Annotated in this window: 15 protein-coding genes; 6 read left to right on the forward strand and 9 right to left on the reverse strand. The window is 66.9% G+C overall.

All coding sequences use genetic code 11. The features are described 5' to 3' along the window. Positions 1-776: hypothetical protein (locus ACXJ3V_RS10030; RefSeq protein WP_457100155.1), on the reverse strand; the 776-nt coding region annotated here is incomplete at its 3' end. A 51-nt stretch (positions 777-827) separates the two neighbouring features. Here ACXJ3V_RS10030 and ACXJ3V_RS10035 point away from each other — a divergent pair. Both ACXJ3V_RS10035 and ACXJ3V_RS10040 read left to right on the forward strand, forming a co-directional pair. Further along, entirely contained in the window at positions 828-1601 is a 774-nt protein-coding gene (locus ACXJ3V_RS10035; protein ID WP_457100156.1) for a hypothetical protein, read from the forward strand. Between the two features lie 158 nt (positions 1602-1759). Beyond that, entirely contained in the window at positions 1760-3286 is a 1527-nt protein-coding gene (locus ACXJ3V_RS10040) for a hypothetical protein (RefSeq protein WP_457100157.1), read from the forward strand. Positions 3287-3618: 332 nt separating this feature from the next. On the opposite strand, the gene ACXJ3V_RS10045 is transcribed toward ACXJ3V_RS10040, so the two are convergent. Further along, a complete protein-coding gene (locus tag ACXJ3V_RS10045; RefSeq protein WP_457100158.1) occupies positions 3619-5307 on the reverse strand; it encodes an AAA family ATPase in 1689 nt (562 codons plus the stop codon). Positions 5308-5465: 158 nt separating this feature from the next. Between ACXJ3V_RS10045 and ACXJ3V_RS10050 the strand changes: the two genes are divergently transcribed. The 4 genes from ACXJ3V_RS10050 (at position 5466) to ACXJ3V_RS10065 (ending at position 13639) form a co-directional block, all read left to right on the forward strand. After that, entirely contained in the window at positions 5466-6461 is a 996-nt protein-coding gene (locus ACXJ3V_RS10050) for an NINE protein (RefSeq protein WP_457100159.1), read from the forward strand. 160 nt (positions 6462-6621) lie between these two features. Then, positions 6622-7140 carry an HNH endonuclease gene (locus tag ACXJ3V_RS10055; RefSeq protein ID WP_457100160.1) on the forward strand — a complete coding sequence of 173 codons (519 nt, stop codon included), beginning with the start codon at positions 6622-6624 and terminating at the stop codon, positions 7138-7140. Between the two features lie 20 nt (positions 7141-7160). After that, positions 7161-10298: a PD-(D/E)XK nuclease family protein gene (locus ACXJ3V_RS10060; protein ID WP_457100161.1), complete on the forward strand. Its 3138-nt coding sequence runs from the start codon at positions 7161-7163 to the stop codon at positions 10296-10298. Further along, positions 10295-13639, forward strand: a complete 3345-nt coding sequence (locus ACXJ3V_RS10065) for a UvrD-helicase domain-containing protein (RefSeq protein ID WP_457100162.1) — start codon at positions 10295-10297, stop codon at positions 13637-13639. Before ACXJ3V_RS10060 ends, ACXJ3V_RS10065 begins: the two co-directional genes overlap by 4 nt. A gap of 121 nt (positions 13640-13760) precedes the next feature. On the opposite strand, the gene ACXJ3V_RS10070 is transcribed toward ACXJ3V_RS10065, so the two are convergent. The 7 genes from ACXJ3V_RS10070 to ACXJ3V_RS10100 all read right to left on the reverse strand — a co-directional run bounded on the left by ACXJ3V_RS10070 (position 13761) and on the right by ACXJ3V_RS10100 (position 18997). After that, positions 13761-14618 carry a hypothetical protein gene (locus tag ACXJ3V_RS10070; RefSeq protein ID WP_457100163.1) on the reverse strand — a complete coding sequence of 286 codons (858 nt, stop codon included), beginning with the start codon at positions 14616-14618 and terminating at the stop codon, positions 13761-13763. Positions 14619-14912: 294 nt separating this feature from the next. Then, positions 14913-15305 (reverse strand): hypothetical protein, encoded by a 393-nt coding sequence (locus ACXJ3V_RS10075; RefSeq protein WP_457100164.1) that lies wholly within the window; start codon positions 15303-15305, stop codon positions 14913-14915. 22 nt (positions 15306-15327) lie between these two features. After that, positions 15328-16227, reverse strand: a complete 900-nt coding sequence (locus ACXJ3V_RS10080) for an FRG domain-containing protein (RefSeq protein WP_457100320.1) — start codon at positions 16225-16227, stop codon at positions 15328-15330. Positions 16228-16267: 40 nt separating this feature from the next. Further along, on the reverse strand, positions 16268-17239 hold the full coding sequence (locus tag ACXJ3V_RS10085) for an N-formylglutamate amidohydrolase (protein ID WP_457100165.1): 972 nt from the start codon (positions 17237-17239) through the stop codon (positions 16268-16270). A 44-nt stretch (positions 17240-17283) separates the two neighbouring features. Beyond that, the gene (locus ACXJ3V_RS10090) at positions 17284-17556 is read right to left on the reverse strand and encodes a hypothetical protein (RefSeq protein WP_457100166.1); all 273 of its coding nucleotides are present in this window, start codon (positions 17554-17556) and stop codon (positions 17284-17286) included. After that, positions 17549-17905, reverse strand: coding sequence for a protein-tyrosine phosphatase family protein (locus ACXJ3V_RS10095; protein WP_457100167.1), 357 nt, complete (start codon positions 17903-17905; stop codon positions 17549-17551). Before ACXJ3V_RS10095 ends, ACXJ3V_RS10090 begins: the two co-directional genes overlap by 8 nt. Positions 17906-17935: 30 nt before the next feature. Further along, the gene (locus ACXJ3V_RS10100) at positions 17936-18997 is read right to left on the reverse strand and encodes an ADP-ribosylglycohydrolase family protein (RefSeq protein WP_457100168.1); all 1062 of its coding nucleotides are present in this window, start codon (positions 18995-18997) and stop codon (positions 17936-17938) included. Positions 18998-19026 lie beyond the last annotated feature (29 nt).

Genomic DNA, 19026 nt, shown 5'->3' on the forward strand with positions numbered 1-19026 from the left:
GCGAAGAGCTGGTTTACCCGAGCTCCTGCGACGATTTCTGTGCAGAACTGGTCGAGCGTGCTGACGGATGGTTCGCCGTGGCTCAGGTCGGAAGCGAGCTCCAGTGTTTGCCCGTCAGATTTGCGAGATCGAGTGTCCTCGGCGCGCGTCTCGATCGAACCCGTACTGTTTGCCGAAACTGCCGGCTCATGCTCAGTCGGTGGCAAATACTTCCCGGCGGAATGCTCCTCCGCACTCTTGGAAACGACGCCAGGATCGGTTTGGTCGCGACGGTCGGTCTGGATTGCGGGCGTTGCCGCGTCCGTCAGTTCGAACAGAAATGGCCAACGGGCGCGCGCATCATCTGGCAGAAGATCCGGTCGATCTTCCGAATCCCAAGTCAGTCGCTTTCCTTCGCGTGGTGACACACCAGCGATCTTTCGGAACTGGGTGCTCAGACGATCCCACTCTTTCTGAGCAAGTGCGGGAGTACCGAGGTCTTGGGCCCTCTTGCGGAGGATGCGGAAGAAGGTCGCGTCGCCCTGCTCGCTGAGGATCAAGGCAAGGATCTGGGCGGAAGACTCGGGATTAGCCCAGGCGGCATCCCAAACATCCGGGAGGGCGTAGCGAATGAAGGTGGAACTTCCAAACTCGGTGTCTAGAAAGGCGCCGGACTGCACTGTTTGGAAGCTGCMATCCTCCCACTCGACGTCKAGCGACTCGCCGGACTTCGATCTCAACCTACCGACGCGGGCGGGCGAGTTCCTCTCGAAGACGACTGTGGGGCGATCAGGCACGGCACGAGTCTATGGTTTCGGCGCCCGCGGAGAATCTGAGAGTGTATGGCTATGCGTCAGCTCTTCGTATTCGAGACCGTTGATGGTGATGATCGGGTGGCTGAAATTGCGTGCCTTGCGGTGAGCGAGCAGGAGGCGCTCGAAATGCTCGTGGCAGAAGGGTACGAAGGATCGCTTCTCGGGGCGGTCGCCCTCGGCGGAGAGCCGTTTAGGGCGCGCCGGCCGGAGGACCAATCAGCCAGCGAGACCGACGTCGCGTGGCCGGATGACATCGGCGAAGTCCCTGAAGCTACGGCGCCCCTGGAGGTTCAGTCGACGGACGGTTCGCAGATCGGCGACAACATGGGTGCGGTCGCCGAGGAATCCGGAACGCAGCCTGTGTCCGCGGAACCTGGTTCCGATCAGGATGTGACACCAACGGTCCCGCCGCTGACTGGGCTCCACATCGTCGCACGTGACTATGCAATGGTGAGCGTGTACGCGGTAGGTCTGGATGTAGCGAGCGTGGCGGGCGCGGTCGGCGTCACTCCGCGCGAAGCGGCGCGTCGTCTCGCGTTCCATCTGCTCGGCACCGTTGACGAGGGTTCGCAACGTGCAGACGCGAGTCGAATGGTTCTCGAGATCGACGAAAGGCTCGCCTCCGTCGCTGACCTTTACCTAGGCGGTATGTCGATCACCGAAATGGCCGATGCCTTGGGTCACAGCGGTTCAGATGTCGTGTGGGCTCTGCTGGACGCACCCTCGCGGGTCGTCGCCGTAACGCCCGCAGTTCTTCGCTCGCTGAGAAGTGACCTCGATATTCGCAGAGGTGTGGCGGCTCGCTGATCTGCCTGCTGCCCACTCCGCGCGGTGATCTGGGCCTCGCCTACAGCTCCCATCCAGGCTCCCGCGGGCGAGTGGGAGACAATGATATGGGCTCGCGATGGCGTGAGCTCGATCAGACGTGAATCGCGTCTCGAGTGGACGCGCTCCTGGGGTAGTTGATGGACTTTCTGGCTGTGCTCGCGACGATCATCGTCGTCTTGGCATTGGTGTTTGTGGTGTCGTCGCTTACTGAGCTGAGACGCGACAGAGTTCGCCGTAAGGCCATGGAGTCGGAGCGACTCCGCGTCCACGCCGAAAGGGCGAAGGCGGAAGCCGCACGACGAGTCGCAGTTGCGAAAGCCGCCAAAGCCGCGGCCGCCGCGGCCGCCGCGGCCAAGGATGCCGACGCGCGCCGAACCCAGATGCTCCAGGACGTCGCCGCGCAGCGGCAAGCTTCACGACCTGTACCCCCGACGCCATTGATGAACCCGCGCGACGAGGCGTTTCATATCGAAGCTGCGAAGAAGCGGGATCAACAGGCACGAGCGGATGTCCTCCGGACCGCGGCTCAGCAGAAGCCGGCCGCTCCCAAGGTCGTGTCGCGGACTAGCACCGCCCGAGTTCGGCAACTCAGCGAACCATCCAACGACAGCGAGCGCGAATGGGCCGCCGGCGAGGACCTTGAGCTCATAAGACTCTATGAAACCCACGCTCCCGTCGTCGTCATTGCTCAAACTATGCAGATCGACCAACTGCAAGTTGCGCGACGTCTCGTGCGGGTCATGCTGAACCCGCGCGGAGAGATAAACGATCGCGAAGGATCACCGCGATCCGGCGCCGCCTACAGTCACGACGAACGGGCCAAGCTGATCGCATGGCATCACGCAGGGGTTCCGTTGCCGGTAATCGCTGTCAATGTGGAACGGACGCAGCTTGGGGTTGGGTGGCAGATCGTCGAGCAGGGGCATCTTGATGTGCCGCTTGCCGTCAGGGAGCGGCTGAAGGCGGGCAAGACCGCGATCTCCACAGTGTGGCTTGCACGGCAGCGAAGCAAGAATGACGACGCACAGTCTCGTCGCCCAGCACCTGCCATCGTTAGTCCGGGAGATGTCTCGTCCGCCTCGCTCAAGTCGAGACCTGTCGCTCCGATTCACACGCGACCTGTACCCGCTTTAGCGGCGCCGTCGATACCGCGGCCTATCCCGAAGGCGAGTCTCGCGCCGGCGGCAGCTGCGGTGGGTAGTCCGCACAAGGTGGCTGCCTCGAAACCTGCCGCGTCAACCTCCAAGCCGAAGGATCAGCGGCCGTCGGGTGCAGCGTTCCCGCATCGCAGATGGTCGATCGAGGAAGATAATCAGCTGGCGGCGATGTATGTGAGGAACGCAGACCTCGCTGACATCGTGGACGAGGTGGGGGTCGAGTTGCGCCAAGTTGTTCATCGGCTCGTCGACATTGTTCTCGACAACATGCCTCACGGTGACCGCGTGACGTGGCCTGTCGAAGATCGAGAGCTCCGAGACGACGATTTTCGACGGATCAAGGCCGACTACGAAGCTGGCGCGCGAGTGAAAGCAATCGCGAGCGCCATGAATACGCACCGCGACGTCGTGGGTCGGGCCATTCTCGTTCACGTCCGCCCGAGGATCCCCGCCGAGGTCGTCGAGCGCGCACGCAGGGGCGAGCGACTCACGGAGAGCGATCACTGAGTCGCGCCGAGTAGAACGCGAACCCGCTGCTCGGGGTTGAACGAGCGGAGCGAGACGAAACGGCGCGGCCGTTTACCTACTGGGGCGGGGTCTCCGCGGAGCCGTCGAGCTTCTTCCGTTTGGGCGCGGGGGCGAGGAGCTCCGCGGACCCCGGCCGCAAACGTCGAGCAGTACCGATTCGAGCGTCAAACGTTGATATTCCAACTGATGGCAGCCACCACGCAGGAGTCCTCCCGGTGGGCGCCAAAGTAGATGAGCGCTCTTGGGGAAACGATGCGCGAAGTTCTGGAGCGAGCAGAGAGCGTTCCTGCCACGACGCATGAGGATCGGTCTCAGCCGAGCCCGTCCCACGCTGTCAGCACCACGAGCCGGTCAGTCGCGCGCGTCGCGCCGGCGTAGATGAGGTCGAGCATCCGATCGCTGCGCTGGCCCGAGATGTCCGTGAGGATGACCGCGGGTGCCTCCATCCCCTTGAACTCGTGGATCGTGCCCCATCGCACGTACGAGGCGTCGCGGATGCCGGAACCCAGCGTCGACACGAGCTTCCTCTCCATCGACCGCAGGGCAGCCGAGTCGCGGAACGGGGCGAGGATCACGACATCCTTCGGTCCGTAGCCTTCCGACCGCAGTTGTCGGACGGCGGCGTCGAGCAGACCGATCTCGTCCTCGCGGGAGCCGAACCGCTGGACGGTGACGGCGTTCTCGTCGTAGCCGTCGCGCCGATAGGTCGCGCAGAGTCCGTCACGCCCGCTGGCATGCTCCGCCCACGCGCCGATGTCGCGCCGGTTGCGGCAGTTCGTGTTGAGGTCGACTGGTGTGGCATGGGGGATGCGCCGCTCGAACACTGCGCGTGAGTCGCCGGTGCCCGACTTGTAGATGTTCTGGTTCGAGAAGTCGCCGAGTACGAGCAGTCGTCCGAGTGAAAGCCCGCCGACGAGGAGCGCGTCGAGGAAGTCGAGGTTCACGTCTGTCGCGACATCCTGCGCTTCATCGATCACGAGGTAGTCGTACAGCGGCTCGAACCCCGCGGTGGTGGCGGCATCCAGCGCGCGCAATGGCAGCTCGATGCTGTACCAGTCGGATGCGACGTCCGCGCCGTCGGCGGGGGAGGCGACGCCGGCTACCCGTTCCATCTCGGCGTGCAATCGTCGCACCGTGACCCCGTCGACATCGTTCAGGTGCTCCTGCAGCTGCTCCTCGAGCAGGCGGTTGAAGCACACCACGAGCACCTGGTCGCCCTGCGCGGCATGCCGGCGTGCGGCGGCTTCGGCCATGTACGTCTTGCCCGTGCCCGCCGGCCCTTCGACGATCACCTGCCGCGCACGGGCGACCATGTCGAGCACCGCTAGTTGGTCCGCGGTGTGCTTGAGGAGTTCGCCCTCGCGCCGCCGTTTGCGCTCGGCAGGCTTGATCTCCGCATCGAACACCGGGGAGAGCGCCGCGCGGATCCGCTCCACGCGCTCCGCCGACGGCTCGCCGTCGACGTGCCGATATCCGACCTTCTTCGCGGGTGTGTCACGGTCGATCGCGCCCAGCACCCGACGGACCGCGGATGCCGCGTTCCCCAGGTCTGCGGCATCCATCACTGCCCACTCGTGCCAGCCGATCGCCGAAGGGATGTTCTGCCGCGCGATCGCGGTGAACCACACCGCATACCCTGCCGGGTAGGAAACCGGCTCGAGGGACCGCTGCCGCAGGAACTCCATGATGCTGTGGAACTCGCCGCTGGCCTGCTGGAACGGAGAGCGGGTGGTCCAGTCGTCGTTGCCGAGCTTCCAGCGAGCGGACGCGTCGGCCTGCACGCGCAAGTGCGACTTCACCTCGATCACCAGGATGCCGTGACCCGGCGCGAGCACGACGAAGTCCGCCTCGCCCTCGAACTGGCTCACGTGCCGGCCGATGCCGAGCGAGTGGAAGACGACCCAGTCGTCGGTTGCGGGGGCGTCGCGGAGCGATTCGAAGGCCGCGTGCTCGCCCGGTGGTGCGTCGTCGGCGATCGTGGCCGGGATCATGCGCGACATGATCGGACTCTACCGAGCGACGGTGGCGCACGGTTGATTCGCGGTCGCGCGCCGCCTTCGCCCTGCGGATGTCGGTGCCAGGTCGCATAATGGCGAGTGCCGGACGGCACTGCCGCCGACTCGGGCAGCCGAGGGGTGCTGAAGAACCAGCATCCAGCGTGAACAACGAAGGGGAAGGCTTGTCCAGTATCCCGCCGCCGCGGATGTCGCCTCCGCCGGCCGCACCTGAAGTGCCCGAGGGCGACAAGAGCTTCGTCGTGACGGTGCTTCTGTCTTATCTGCTGGGCGTCCTCGGTGTTGATCGCTTCTACCTCGGGAAGATCGGTACGGGGTTCCTCAAGCTCCTCACTTTCGGCGGCTACGGCATCTGGTGGCTCATCGATCTGCTGATCACGCTCTTCGGCGCCCAGCGCGACGCGTCCGGCAGGCGTCTGGCGGGATACGACGAATACAAGAGGTCGACATGGGTCGTCGCGGGCGTCGTCGTGGCGTACCCGATCTTCATCCTCTTCGTCGCCGGCATGATCAGCGCGGCCTTCGGCACCACCGATTCGGGGCGATTCGGATGGATACTGCTGGGACTTCTCGCGGCTACCGCGGTCGCCGGTGTGGTGATTTGGCTACGGTATCGGCGCCGCAGGCCCGGTACGGATACGAGCGCCATGAGTGCGGCGCGACAAGTCCCGGCTCACATCCGCACGCGCATCGAGAAACTTCTGGGGCTCCAACAGGTCTATGTGGAGCGTGCCTCTATCGGGGACGAAGTCTCTGCGACGGTCGTCGGGCAGGTGGATTCGCTCGTCGCGAATGTCACCGAACTGTTCCGGCGGCTGGGGCTCAAAGCCGACAAGGCGCAGCGGGGTCTCGCCCAGGCTGAGTACGAAGACAAGTTGGACAAGCTCATCGCGGCTCTTGACCGCGACTATCTGCTGGACCTGCTCGCCAACCCTCGATTGTGGGACAACCCGGAGCACCGCGTCCAAGAGGTGCACACGGCGATCGACGCCGTGGATTCCCAGTTGCTCGAGAGCATCAAGCAGGTCAACGCTCGACGGGGGCTGGTGTTTCGGGTCCCGCTCGGCAGCCTGATCGGTCGACGTAAAGCCCTGGACGACTGGCAGCGCGACTTCGACAGTGCCTCGGGCGCCGAGTAGTGCGGGTGCGCGGGCTGCAGTCGTGGTGCAACAACGTGAGGCTGGGCATCGGAACCGGCATGGATGAGGATTAGCGCACGTGGCCCCTTCAGCATTTCGTTTCGCAATGCCCAAACCTGTCCGGATCACAGGCAGGTCGTCGAGCATCACGAACTCCTTCGTGAATGGCATCGTGCCGATCATTTGGCCGACCGAGGACCAGATCGACGAGGCGCTTGCGATTCTCGGCATGAGCGCCATGGTCGTCTGCGCCTATTGCGGCGACGGCGCCACGGAGTGGGATCATCTGCGTCCGCTGGTCATCGGCAAACAGCCGACGGGTTACATCCACGAGATCCACAATCTTGTCCCGGCATGCGGCAAGTGCAACCAGAGCAAGGGCAACAAGGCCTGGCAGGCGTGGATGTTCGGGCCGGCGAGACTCTCACCGCTGACCCGCGGAGTCTCAGGCCTGGAGGCGCGCGCGGAGCGACTTACGGCGTACGAGGAATGGGGAACGCCGACGCAGGTCGACTTCGCCGCAGTCGTCGGCGAGGAGTTGTGGGCCCAGCATTGGCGCAACCACGAAGCCATCCTTCAGCTCATGCGGGACGCCGAAGCGACGGTGAATCTGATTTGCGACAGGGTGGCGGCGTCGAGCTCAACGCTCGAGCCACCGCCGCTCGCTGCGAGTGAGTAGCATCGCCGGAGGGAGGCCGCATGCCCACGCATACGACCGCGTATGGCGATGACGCCGTCGCGAAACTGAGGGACCTCGTGGCGGAGGCGAAGGCAGGTTCGCCACTCGCGCCCGTCACCGTCATAGTTCGCGACAACATCGCCGCGATCAGCGTGCGCCGCGCGCTCGCTGTCGGCGTCGGAGGCCAACGCGGAGTCGCCGCCGTCAACGTGACGACGCTCCGTCGCCTCGCGGAGCAGCTGCTCGCCGCGGCGGGCGACACGCTGCCACCGGTCACATCGGCACTGCTGACAGCGCTCTGGCGGCGCGAGCTTGCAGATGATTCCGGATGCTTCGCCCCGGTCGTCGAGCATCCCGCCACGGTTCGCGCACTCGTGCGGGCGCACGGCGAACTTCGGGAACTCGACGACCAGCAGCTCTCTGTCATCGCCGAGTCGAACGAGCTGTCGGCAGATCTTGTTCGGCTGCACCGACGAGTCGCAGAGCGCGCACTTGCGGGCAGGCGCGACGAGACGGCCGTGATCGAGGCCGCGACGACCTTGATCGCCGAGGGCGGAGCGCAGAGCGCCGAGCTCGGGCCGGTCATCCTGTACGTTCCCGACGATCTCGCTCCGAAGGAGCTGGGCCTGCTCGCGGCGTTGGATGCGGCATCCCGTGTCACAACGCTCCTCGGACTCACGGGGGAACCGAGCGTGGACGGGGCGCTGTTCGAAGGGTTCGGCGAGACCGGCGACGCGGACGCTTCGACAAGCTCAGCGACCGCGCTGGGCTCAGCGACCGCGCCTGGCGCGACGACCGGGGCTCATCGGGTCCTGCACGCGTCGGACTCCGACGACGAGGTGCGCGCGATCGTGCGCGAGGTGCGTGCCCTGCTCGCGGACGGCGTCCCAGCGCACCGGATCGCGGCGCTCCATCCGGTTGCAGGGCCGTACGCCCGGTTGCTGCATGATCACCTCGCGGCATCCGGAATCGCGACCAACGGACCTGGGGTACGACCGCTGCGCGACCACGCGATCGCCGACGGGTACCTCGCACTCCTCGCCCTCGACTCGGACGACCTGCGCCGCGACGCGTTCTTCGACTGGCTGGGACGGGTGCCGGTGCGCATCGGCGACGGCACGGCGACAGTTCCCCGCACGCGGTGGGAGCGACTTTCACGTGAGGCCGGCATCACCGGCGGCGATTGGGCCGAGCGCCTCGCCGATCACGAGGCCCGGCACCAGGCTCGTCTCGATGCGGATCGGGACAATCCCGACGCGAGCGAGCGATCTCTCGCCTACCGCGAACGCTCCATCCTCGAAACGCAAGAGTTCGGGGCTTTCGTCGCCGAGCTGCGGCATCGACTTCAAGAAGGCCGCGCGCTCACCGGCTGGGCAGCACTGGGGGAGTGGGCGCGGGCGATGTTCCGCCGATACGTGGGTCCCGCCGACGCGATGACCCGGCTGCCCGAGCCCGAGCAGCGCGCCGCGAGCGCGATCGATGTCGTGCTCGGAGCGATCGTCGAGCTCGAAGGCATCGGGGACTCGCCACGGCTGAGTGAGCTCGTCGAGATCCTGGAGGTCGATCTCGACGCGCGCAAACCCCGCGTCGGTCGGTTCGGCGACGGGGTGTTCGTCGGGCCGATCTCCGCCGCCCCCTCGCTCGACGTCTCGCATTTGTTCGTGCTCGGGCTATCCGAAGACCTCTACCCCGGCCGCCACCGGATCGATCCGCTGCTCTCCGAGCCCCTCCGCATTGCCACGGGTGGGGCGCTTCCGACCGCCCGGGATCGACTGCGGCGAGACCATCGTGCTGTGCTTGCGGCGTTCGCGGCCGGAGACCAGGTCGTCGCGAGCTTCCCGCGCGGAGATCTGCGCCGCGGCGCGGAGCGCCTGCCGAGCCGTTGGCTGATGCCGACCCTTCGCGCCTTGACCGAGCAGCCCGAGCTCGAGGCGACGCGCTGGGCCGAGGCATCCGGTGCGGAACTGCGCTCGGTCGCCTCGCACTGGGAAGGTGTCTCGCGCGCCGATCGTCCGGGCAGCGAGCAGGAATGGCGACTGCGGCACTTCGCCGGCGGCGGCGTACTCGTCGACGACGATGCGCTCGGCAGCGCCCTAGAGCACATCGATGCCCGTCGCGCGGATGACTTCACCCGCTTCGACGGCAATCTCGAAGGCGTCGAAGGTCTGCCCGACTACGCCGACGGCTCCGCGCTGATCTCGCCGACCGCGCTCGAGCGCTACGCGGACTGCCCACATACGTTCTTCGTGGAGCGGATGCTGAACGTCAAACCGCTCGAGACGCCCGAGGAGATCATCACGATCCGACCGTGGGACCTCGGCTCGATCGTGCACGAGGTCATGGACCGCCTGACGACCGAGGCCGACGCACTGCCCGGGTACGGCGAGCCGTGGAGCGCCGCAGATCGCGAACGGATGCACGCCATCACCAACGAGGTCATGAGCGACTTCGAGCGCCGTGGACTCACCGGCCACCCGCGACTCTGGGATCGCGAGCGCGACCGCCTTCACCAGGACCTCGAGGCGATCCTCGATCTGGATGACGCGGCACACCGCACCCGCGACTCGCGCGTGGTGGCGAGCGAGCTGCCCTTCGGCATGCGCGGACACGCCCCCGTGCGCATCGAGCTCGAAAAGGGCTCGATCGCCATGCGCGGCAGCGCCGATCGTGTCGACGAGACCCGCGACGGAACCTTGATCGTCACCGACTTCAAGACGGGCAGTGCGAAGAGCTTCACCGACATCTCCAAGGACCCGGTCGTCGCGGGCAAGAAGCTGCAGCTGCCCCTCTACGCGCACGCTGCTCGCGCCGCCTTCGGCAACGACAACGTCGATGCCGGGTATTGGTTCATCGGCCGACGAAATCGCGGCGAGCGTGTCGATGTGCGGCTCGACGCTCACCTCGAGGAGGTCTACCGTTCTGCACTCGAGACGCTGACCACCGGCATCCGAGACGGACGATTCATCGCCCGACCCCCGGCATCCGATGACTTCGCGTGGGTGCAATGCGCGTTCTGCAACCCTGACGGTGTCGGCTACGGACACGTGCGCGGCGCCAGCGAGCGCAAGAGGGCGGATGCCGCGCTCGCGAACCTCTTCGCTCTGCTCGACCCGTCCGTGCTCAGCGCGTCGGCATCGAACGGGGAGGTGAGCGAATGACCCTCGCCGATGAGCCGGACCGCGGCGATGAACCGCCCCTGGCCGATCAGCCGGCCCGCGACCAGATCCGCGGCGAGCTGCACGAAAACCTCTTCGTCGACGCCGGTGCGGGAACGGGCAAGACCTCCGCCCTCGTGGATCGCGTCGTCGGCTCGGTGATGGTCGACGGAGTGCCGCTCGCCGAGACGGCCGTCGTCACGTTCACCGAGAAGGCCGGAACCGAACTGCGGGATCGGCTGCGCGCCGCGTTCGAGAAGGCCCACACGGCAGCCGACGATCGGGCGACCCGTGCGCGCGCGCAGACTGCGCTCGATGACCTCGACGCGGCGGCGATCGGGACGCTGCACTCGTTCGCGCAGCGGGTGCTCTCGGCCTTTCCGATCCAGGCGGGCATGCCGCCGCTCATCGAAGTGCTCGACGAGGTCGGTTCGTCGGTCGCGTTCGACGCCCGCTGGTCGGTGATGTGGCGACGGATGCTGGACGACGACGCCCTCGCCGAGCCGCTGGAGCTCGCCCTCGCGGTGGGCCTCAACGCCGATCAGCTGCGCTCGCTCGCGCGTGCGTTCGGCAGCGACTGGGACCTCATCGAGTCGCACGTGCTGGCCGATGAGCCACGACCGATGACGATGCCCGACACCGGCGCGCTGCTGCGCCGGGCGATGCTCGTGAGCGAGGAAGGCGGGCGCTGCACCGACGACTCCGACCTCTTCCTCGGCGTCACCGGCAAGGTCACCGCCTGGGTGACGGCCTTCGCGGGGGCGAGCGACGACCGCGAGCGCTTCGCACTCGTGCGCGACCTCGGCGGGCTGAAGCTCGGTCGCGGCGGCCGAGCCGGGAACTGGCCCGATCTGCCTGGTCTCAAGAACGAGTGCAAAGAGCTCGCTCTTGACGCGTCTGCGGTGGCCAAGGCGTACGGCGACGCGGCGCTCCGCCCGCTCGCACGCTGGATCGCCTCCGCGGTGCTCGACGATGCGCGTGCGAGGGTGGCATCCGGCGCCCTCGAATTCCACGACCTGCTCGTCGCATCGCGCGACCTGCTGCGGACGAACGCCGACGCACGGGCCGAGCTGCAGGCGACGTACCGACGGCTGCTGCTGGATGAGTTCCAGGACACCGACCCGATTCAGATCGAGCTGGCCGTGCGGATCGCGGGCGGGCGGGAGGCCGTTGCCGAGGACTGGCGAGACGTGGCCGTGCCAGCCGGCTCCCTCTTCGTCGTCGGCGACCCGAAGCAGTCGATCTACCGCTTCCGCCGCGCGAGCATCTCCACGTACCTCGACGCGGGCCAGCGACTCGGACGCCGACTGTCGCTCGTCACGAACTTCCGCACGCTGCCCCCGATCCTCGACTGGGTGAACGCCGTCTTCGGCGTCGTGATTCAGGAGAAACCGGGCGCGCAGCCGGCGTACGAGGCGCTGAGCGCCCACCGCACGCTCGATCCGGTCGGCGGTACGACCTTCTCGGGAGCTTCGGTGACGGCGCTCGGCGCTGCGGCGCATGCCAAGGGGACCTTGGTCGGAGTGCAGCGAGAGGCGGAAGCGGCGGACGTGGCATCCGTCATCCGCACAGCCCTCGCGGAGGGCTGGACCGTCTTCGACGAGCGGGCGAAGGAGTGGCGCCCGATCACCGCCCGTGACATTGCAATCCTGATTCCGGCGCGCACGTCCCTGCCTGCGCTGGAGCAGGCACTCGATGCGGCGGGCATCGCGTACCGCACCGAGTCGAGCTCGCTCGTCTACCAGTCGACCGAGATCCGATCGCTCATGGCGGCGGCGCGCGCAGTCGCCGACCCCAGCGACCAGCTCTCCTGCGTGACAGCCCTGCGCTCGTCGCTGTTCGGCTGCGGCGACGATGACCTCTTCGCGTACAAGCGCGACGGCGGTAGCTTCACCGTGAGCGCGCCGGTGAAGGAGGAATTGCTCGACACCCCGGTCGGCCGTGCGATGACGTACTTGAACGACCTCTTCCGCGGCAGTCGCTGGGCGACACCCGCTGAGCTGCTGACCAGTCTCGCCATCGACCGGCGTGTGCTGGAGGCCGCGACCGCGAGGGAGCCTTCATCGCGTGCTCGCGACCAGTGGGGGCGTGTGCGGTTCGTCATGGATCAAGCGCGCGCATGGTCGGATGTCGAGCACGGCGGGTTGCGGGAGTACCTCGCGTGGGCCGCCCACCAGGCGGGGGATTCCGCGAGGGTCGCCGAATCGCTGCTGCCCGAGACCGATCTCGACGTCGTCCGGATCATGACCGTGCACGGGGCGAAGGGCCTCGAGTTCGGGATGGTCGTGCTGTCCGGCATGACGAGCCACCCGCGCCGGCAGAATGGCGTGCGACTGCTCTGGGGTGACCGCCGCTACTCCGTGCACCTGTCTGGCTCGATCGAGACCAACGACTTCGCCGAGGCGGCGCCGCTCGATGAGCAGATGGACGGCGAGGAGCGCCGACGCCTGCTGTACGTGGCCGCGACCCGCGCCCGCGACCACCTTGTCGTGTCGCTGCACCGTGCCGAGCGCGACGGAGATCAGAAGACAGCGGCCGAGATCTTCGTCAACGCGGGTGCGCTGGAGGCGCCGGGCGTGACCGTCTTCGAGGGCGGTTCCGGCGATCTGCCCTCAGCGGTGAGCCGGCCCGCACCGGGCCCCGGACCCTCGTGGGAGTCGTGGGCTGCGGAGACGGATGCCGCACGCCGGCGCTCCCGCGCGCCTTCCGCGCGGACGGCATCCRGTCTGGAGGGCACCGAGCCCGAGGTCGTGTGGGCTCTTGCCGAGGCGTTGGCGGACGGCGATTCGGAGTCTGCGGATGTCGTCGCCGGGCGAGCCAAGGGCGCTCGCGACGTCGAGCTCGCGCCCTGGATGAAGGGCCGGTACGGCAACCTCATCGGCCGTGCTGTGCACGGCACGCTTCAGGCGGTGGGCGGCGATTCGGCTTTGGTTGACGCTGTCGCGTCGGCCCAGGCGCTGGCGGAAGGCATCCCGGATCTCGCCGCGACCGTGGCGTCGTTCGTCCGGTCGGCGCTGGCGACCGACATCGTGCGCGACGCCTTCGCGCGTGAGCATTGGAGCGAGCTCTACGTCGGCACGGTCGAAGACGACGGACTGGTGCTCGAGGGCTTCATCGACCTGGTGTTCCGCGAGGAGGCGGGCGCGCTCGTGATCGTCGACTACAAGACCGACACGATTCGGGATGCCGCGACCCTCGCCGAGCGGGCGACCTATTACAAACCGCAGCTCGACGCCTACGTGCGCGCGCTCGAGGCGGCGACGGGGGAGCGGGCGCGGGCGGAGCTGGTGTTTCTCGACTCCATGGGTGCGACTGGGCGGGTCGTGCCCGTGCCCGGCGGCTAGGTCGGGGGCGCTTCCGGTCTTCTCGACCGTCGGCAGGTGCATCAGGGCGTCAGTCAAGCCGGTGTGATCGCGACCGCAGTTCAGTCTGCGGCAGGGTTCGCGGCCGCGATCACACAATCGCCTAGGTGCTCGGAACTTGRATGAGTTCCATGGCGGGCTCGGACTCGAGGGCTAGGACAATCCGCGCCGCCTCGATTCCGGAAGCGTCCGACTGGGTCCTTTCAAGCTGCTGTACGAGCTCCTCGACCACTTCCGTGGCGGCAATCTGCATATCAAGATGCTCCTTTGCTGCCGCGATCGCAGTGGTTCGCTGTTCGAGGAGTGTGTCGCGATGCTGCGCCGCATGGTTTACTGCCGTCGCGAACTTACGCACGTTCGCCCCGTCATCCGGGTCACAGGTCAGCATCGTTGCAAACTCGGCACCCTGGATGAACAGGTAGAGCTCGCGCATGTCATGCATCTTGCGCTTCTTGGCGGACGCGCCGACGATCGCGCCGACCGGGCCGAACAGAACCGCGCCTGCGGCGACGCGCGTCGCCGTGGTCCGGCTGCTTGTAGCGAAGTTCCCCGCGGTGTCCACGGTCGCCGTGACACTGGGATCCAGCCGGAAAGTACCCTGCGGAACGGTAATCGCGAACTCCGTCGCGGAAACCTTGCCGTCCTTCGCAGCGTACGAACCGATCTTTCGGGATCCGATCTGTTCCGCAGCAGCGACTTCGCGACGGGCCCGCCTAACGGCCTTGTCGTAGGCGGATCGCCCGTGCGCCAGTTCCTTCTCCGCGGACTTGACGTGCGAAGCGTGCTCCTTCTCCGCAGCGGTCAGTCCCTTCGCTGCCGTCTTCAGGCGCTCTGCGTGCGCAATAGCCTCGTCGTGGGCTTCGCGTTCGGCGGGCGACATCGCTTCGATGCGCGCACGGTTTCGTCGACGTCGCATCCATACGATGCCGGTGACCGCAGTCGCGATCAGGAGGAGTGCCAAGAACACAACCATTGTTCTTCAACTACTTTCTACCGTTGACCTTCACGCGGCGTCCCGTTGCGTAGTGCTGACTCGCGAGGGCGTCCTGATCATGCCGCTGGCCGACTGGCAAGAGCGGAGTGGTCACTCACAGTGCGGCTGAGTCTGGGTGCAGTCGCGACCGGTCAGACTCAACAGCAGGCGTAAAGTTGTGTGGTCTGACCATACTATCGGACCGCCTAACCGCAAGCTGGGAACTTCTCGGGTTCTCCCAGGTCATGGGCAAGTTAGGGGGGACTCAGCCGCCCGGGCCTGTCAGCCAGTGAGCTTCGCGGAGCGGGTCGCCGTCCAGGTCTTCTCGACGGTCGGCAGATCCATCAGGTCGTTCGCGTAGCCGAGCATGATCGCCTCGATGACACGGTTCATGTTCGTTCGGTCGGCGATGGCGCGAACTTTCGCACGTTCCCAGACATCGTCGCTCGACCGAATCGAGTGGGTGGAGGTTGCGGCATCCGACGAACTGCTCGTGGGGCGCGACACCGACGGCAGATCGATCCGCTCGAGGGCGTAGCCCTCGAGGATCTCGGTGATCGCAAAGTTCGTTGTGACACCTTCGCGATCAGCGCGCGCTTTCGCGCCGATCCACGTCTGCTCCGTGCACCGGATCGAGTGCACGCTCGTCTGCCTGCCCAGTGAGTACTCCGTCATTGCGATGCTCGATTCCTCAACCTCAGACGATCGATTCCGGCCAGCGCCTGACGAAGTCTGACAACCCCTCGATGTCTGCGTAAACACTCGAGAACCCGTATCCGAATCGGTTCTCGAGCTGATCGCGAATCTCCGCCTTCGCCTCGGGCGTGATCCGAAATGTGAAGACCGGCGCCTTCTTGGGCAGTCGATCCTCGCCGACGTGCGTGAGCCGCATCGGCACCGATGCGAAGCGCCGCAGTTCGGATGCCGCCCACTTCGATCGGCCGTCACGACGATCGCTGCCGGCATCCAGCGCGTCGATCGGTGCGCCGTCGAGAATGAACGCGGCATTCTGCGCGGGGATCCGGTTGTGCAGCGCCGGCGGTCGCCAGATCTTGCGGCCCAGGCCGGTGCCCCAATCGACTGATCGTCGCGCCTTGTCGTCTGGCAGACGGTGCCAACGCGGCGTGTTCGTGTTCCAGCCGGTGTGGAGCTGGAGCGGGTTGTTGCTGTCGGTGAAGACCAGCAATCGAGCGGGCAGCTCATCGGTCTTTTGATCTCGCGCGACTGCGAACCACGCGGCGATGAGGGGGTTGAAGGTGACGTCGAGCAGTCGCGTCGGCACACCGACATGCTGCATCTGCGCAAACAGCTGCAGGGCCGGGATCCCGTCGAGGCGCCACTGTATCCGGGCGAGATTGAGAAGCTTCCGCTCTGCGGCGACGAGCTGGTCTTCCGTCGGAGGTGCGCCGCGCTGCTCTGTGAGCACCCGATAAAGAGAGCTGCGCAAACCCCAGCGCGCATCCGACTGTCCGCGCCAGACGAAGTGCTGATCGTGGTAGGTCGAGGTGAGGTTGTTCACTTCGTACTGGAACGACGCCCAGCTGTCGATGTGGCCCTCCCATTCCTCGAAGAGGTCACTCGCATCTGGGTCTGTCATCGACGTCACGCGCCGATCCTGGCAGAAGTCGCGTCGGCAGTCACGCTACGAGTTCCACGAGCGTCCTCACGCGCTTCGCGATGTCGTCCAGACCGGCGCGCCGGACCGATCCGCCGGTCATGTACATGTCCCGGCGCACTTCGAGCATCACCGCATGTACTCGCGGCTCGGTGCGGTAGAACCGCCGCGGCACGTAGGCGCCTTGGAACGGTTCGTTCTCGACGATCTCCCACCCATCGAACGCGGTAGCGACGGCATCCGTCAGTTCCTGGTTTGCGTGGAACGGGTCGAACCCGACGCACAGCTGAGGGCGGCGCAGGTCGGCATGGAGTTCATAGGGGAGGGGATCGCGAGGGAACGAGTGGATGTCGATGATGACAGCGCGATCGTGGTGCGCGAGTGCGGTCGAGGTCAGCCGTTCGATCGCCCAACCGTAGTCTTCGTAGAAGCGCCTGAGTTCGGTCGTGTCGGTCGCGGCCAGGTCGCGGATCGGCTGCCGCTTCGTGTCATGCGTGTAGAGCATGCCCATGCCGACCTCGTTCATCTCCTCGGACTCGTCGTCGAAGCGCTCGACGTCGACGACGAACCGCGAGAGCCGGTTGATGACGCGGCTGGTGCCGATGACGGCCGCGGCGACTTTGTCGGTGCCGCGATCGGTGAGGGCGACGATCTCGGACTTCAGTTCGTCGTCAGTGATCGCGAAGGGCGCGCGATGCCGCGGGGGCACGCGCGTTCCGCCGTGCGGCGCGTGGACGATGATCGGCGACGTCGCCGTTGCGTCAGCGAGCCGGACCAGTGAGGTCATCATCCGCCCGTTCACCTCGGACAGGCCCCACGCGAGAGCGCACGCCCGGCAGCGCCACGCCGTGGCACCGGGTTCGATGACGCAGCCGGCAGCGATCACTCCCGGAGGCGGCGAGCCGGCCGGCATGCCGTATTCCACGCGCCACGGATCGGGTGTGCGGCAGTCGGGGCAGGCGTCTCCGCGGGAGAGGTCGGTGATCGTGGGCATTCGTGCAGCTTCCTGTCGATGGCGGGGATTCTTCGCGGAGGTGATCAGTCGTCCATGTCCATCCACACGAACGCCGTGTGGAACGGGATGCCGTGATCATTGAGCCAGGCGATCGTGGCCGACGGACCGTCGCCGGCGTCGAGGTCGCGCCAGCCGTCGGGGATCCTGTCGATCGGAACGCCCAGCGCCGCTGCCAGCAGTGCAGCGTCGGCCTCGGCGACCTCGTAGTACGCCTCGACCCAGCGGCTTTCGGCGTGCACCACGATCACGCCATCCTCGCGTCGAGTGATCTCCGTGAAGGCCCATGGATCAGACAATGGTCACCTCCGCCGCCACGCGCGCGACCGCCTCCCGCAGGAACCCCTGCGGGGCGAACTTCGGCAGCGTCGCGCGCACGTCGTCCCAGGCCTTGTCGAGCCGGACCCCGCGATGCCGCGCGCCGTACAGCGCCGCAACGGATGAGGTCCGTGAACGCCCCTCGGCGCAGTGCAGGAATACGTTGCGACCTTCGGCGCGCAGCGTGGCCACAGCATCCGCCGCCTCCGCGAGGACGAAGTCGAGATTGTCGTTGCGGTCGGGCTGGTCGATGAGCCATACCTGCACGCTCTCGAGCCCGGCGGGCACCTGATGGGTGCCGACGCGGCACAGCGAGACGACGGCATCCACCTCCGCGGGCAGGCGATCCAGCGCGGCGATTCATCCGATCCAGACGCGCTCATCGTGCGGATGTGGGAAGAGAAAGTCGCTGGACGGATACACCGTCGCAAGCCCGGCGAGCGGCCACCCTTCGCGGTCGGTCCTGCCGTGGCGGACGGCGAGGGCGGCAAGCCGAGTCAGCTCGTTCGCGTCGATGCCGGGCCAGCCGTGCAGCCGGCGCTTCCAGGCGAGGCGCACCGCGCTGCCGCCATGCACCGCGCCGGCGAGCGAGCCCGCGATGGCGGCCACCGTGTCGGTGTCGCCGCCGCCGCGAACCGCGCGCTCGAGGGCGTCCGTCAGCGACACAGCTCCGGTGATGGCGGAGAGGGCGCCCTGGAATGCCCGCAGCACCCCGCCATTGTCGGGGGAGAAGTCCCGTGGATGGGTCCCGGGTTCGAGAGCCTCGTCGATCAGTGCGGCCCAGCGGTCACGCCGCGGCGCGGCGATGAACGCGAGCTGGGCCCGCACGTCGAGCTCTCCGTAGAGGATCGCGTGACGGATGGCGAGGCACCAGATCGCGGACGCGTCGGCGTTGTCGTCGTCCCAGTGCGTCAGGCGCGCGATGCGGCCTGCGGCGGAGGCGAGTTCTTCGGGGGAGCGGTCGAGGTAGCCGAGCGCGATCGGACCGGTGCGCATCAGCGATCCGTTGCCGGTGCTGTGCCCGGATATGCGGTGCACCGACTCGGAGCGGGCAAGTGCGGCGGCGGCGGTCGGCTCAGCCAGATGCGACAGCACGCTGCGGGTCTGGTTGCCGACATCCTTCGAAGTCCTCGACCAGTCGCGCCAGCTCACGACGATTTGGTCGAGGGTCAGGCTGTCTTCGAGGGCGTGACCGTCCGCGAGTGAGCGGAGGATGGGCATGGCCATGCTGGTGTCGTCGGTCCATTCGCCGATGCCGTGGCCGAAGCATCCGATTCCGAACTCCGGTGTGACGTCGTCGGCCAGTGACGGACCGAACTCATACCGCGAGCCAAGCGCGTCGCCGGCGGCGGACGCGAGGATGGCGCCGACGGCGCGGTCGAGCTGCTGTGCGGACAGGTGCGTAATGGTGATCCTTCCCACCCTTCCTTTCGATCACTCCTGCGTTATTT

It is taken from the genome of Microbacterium sp. P5_E9 (assembly GCF_054049175.1).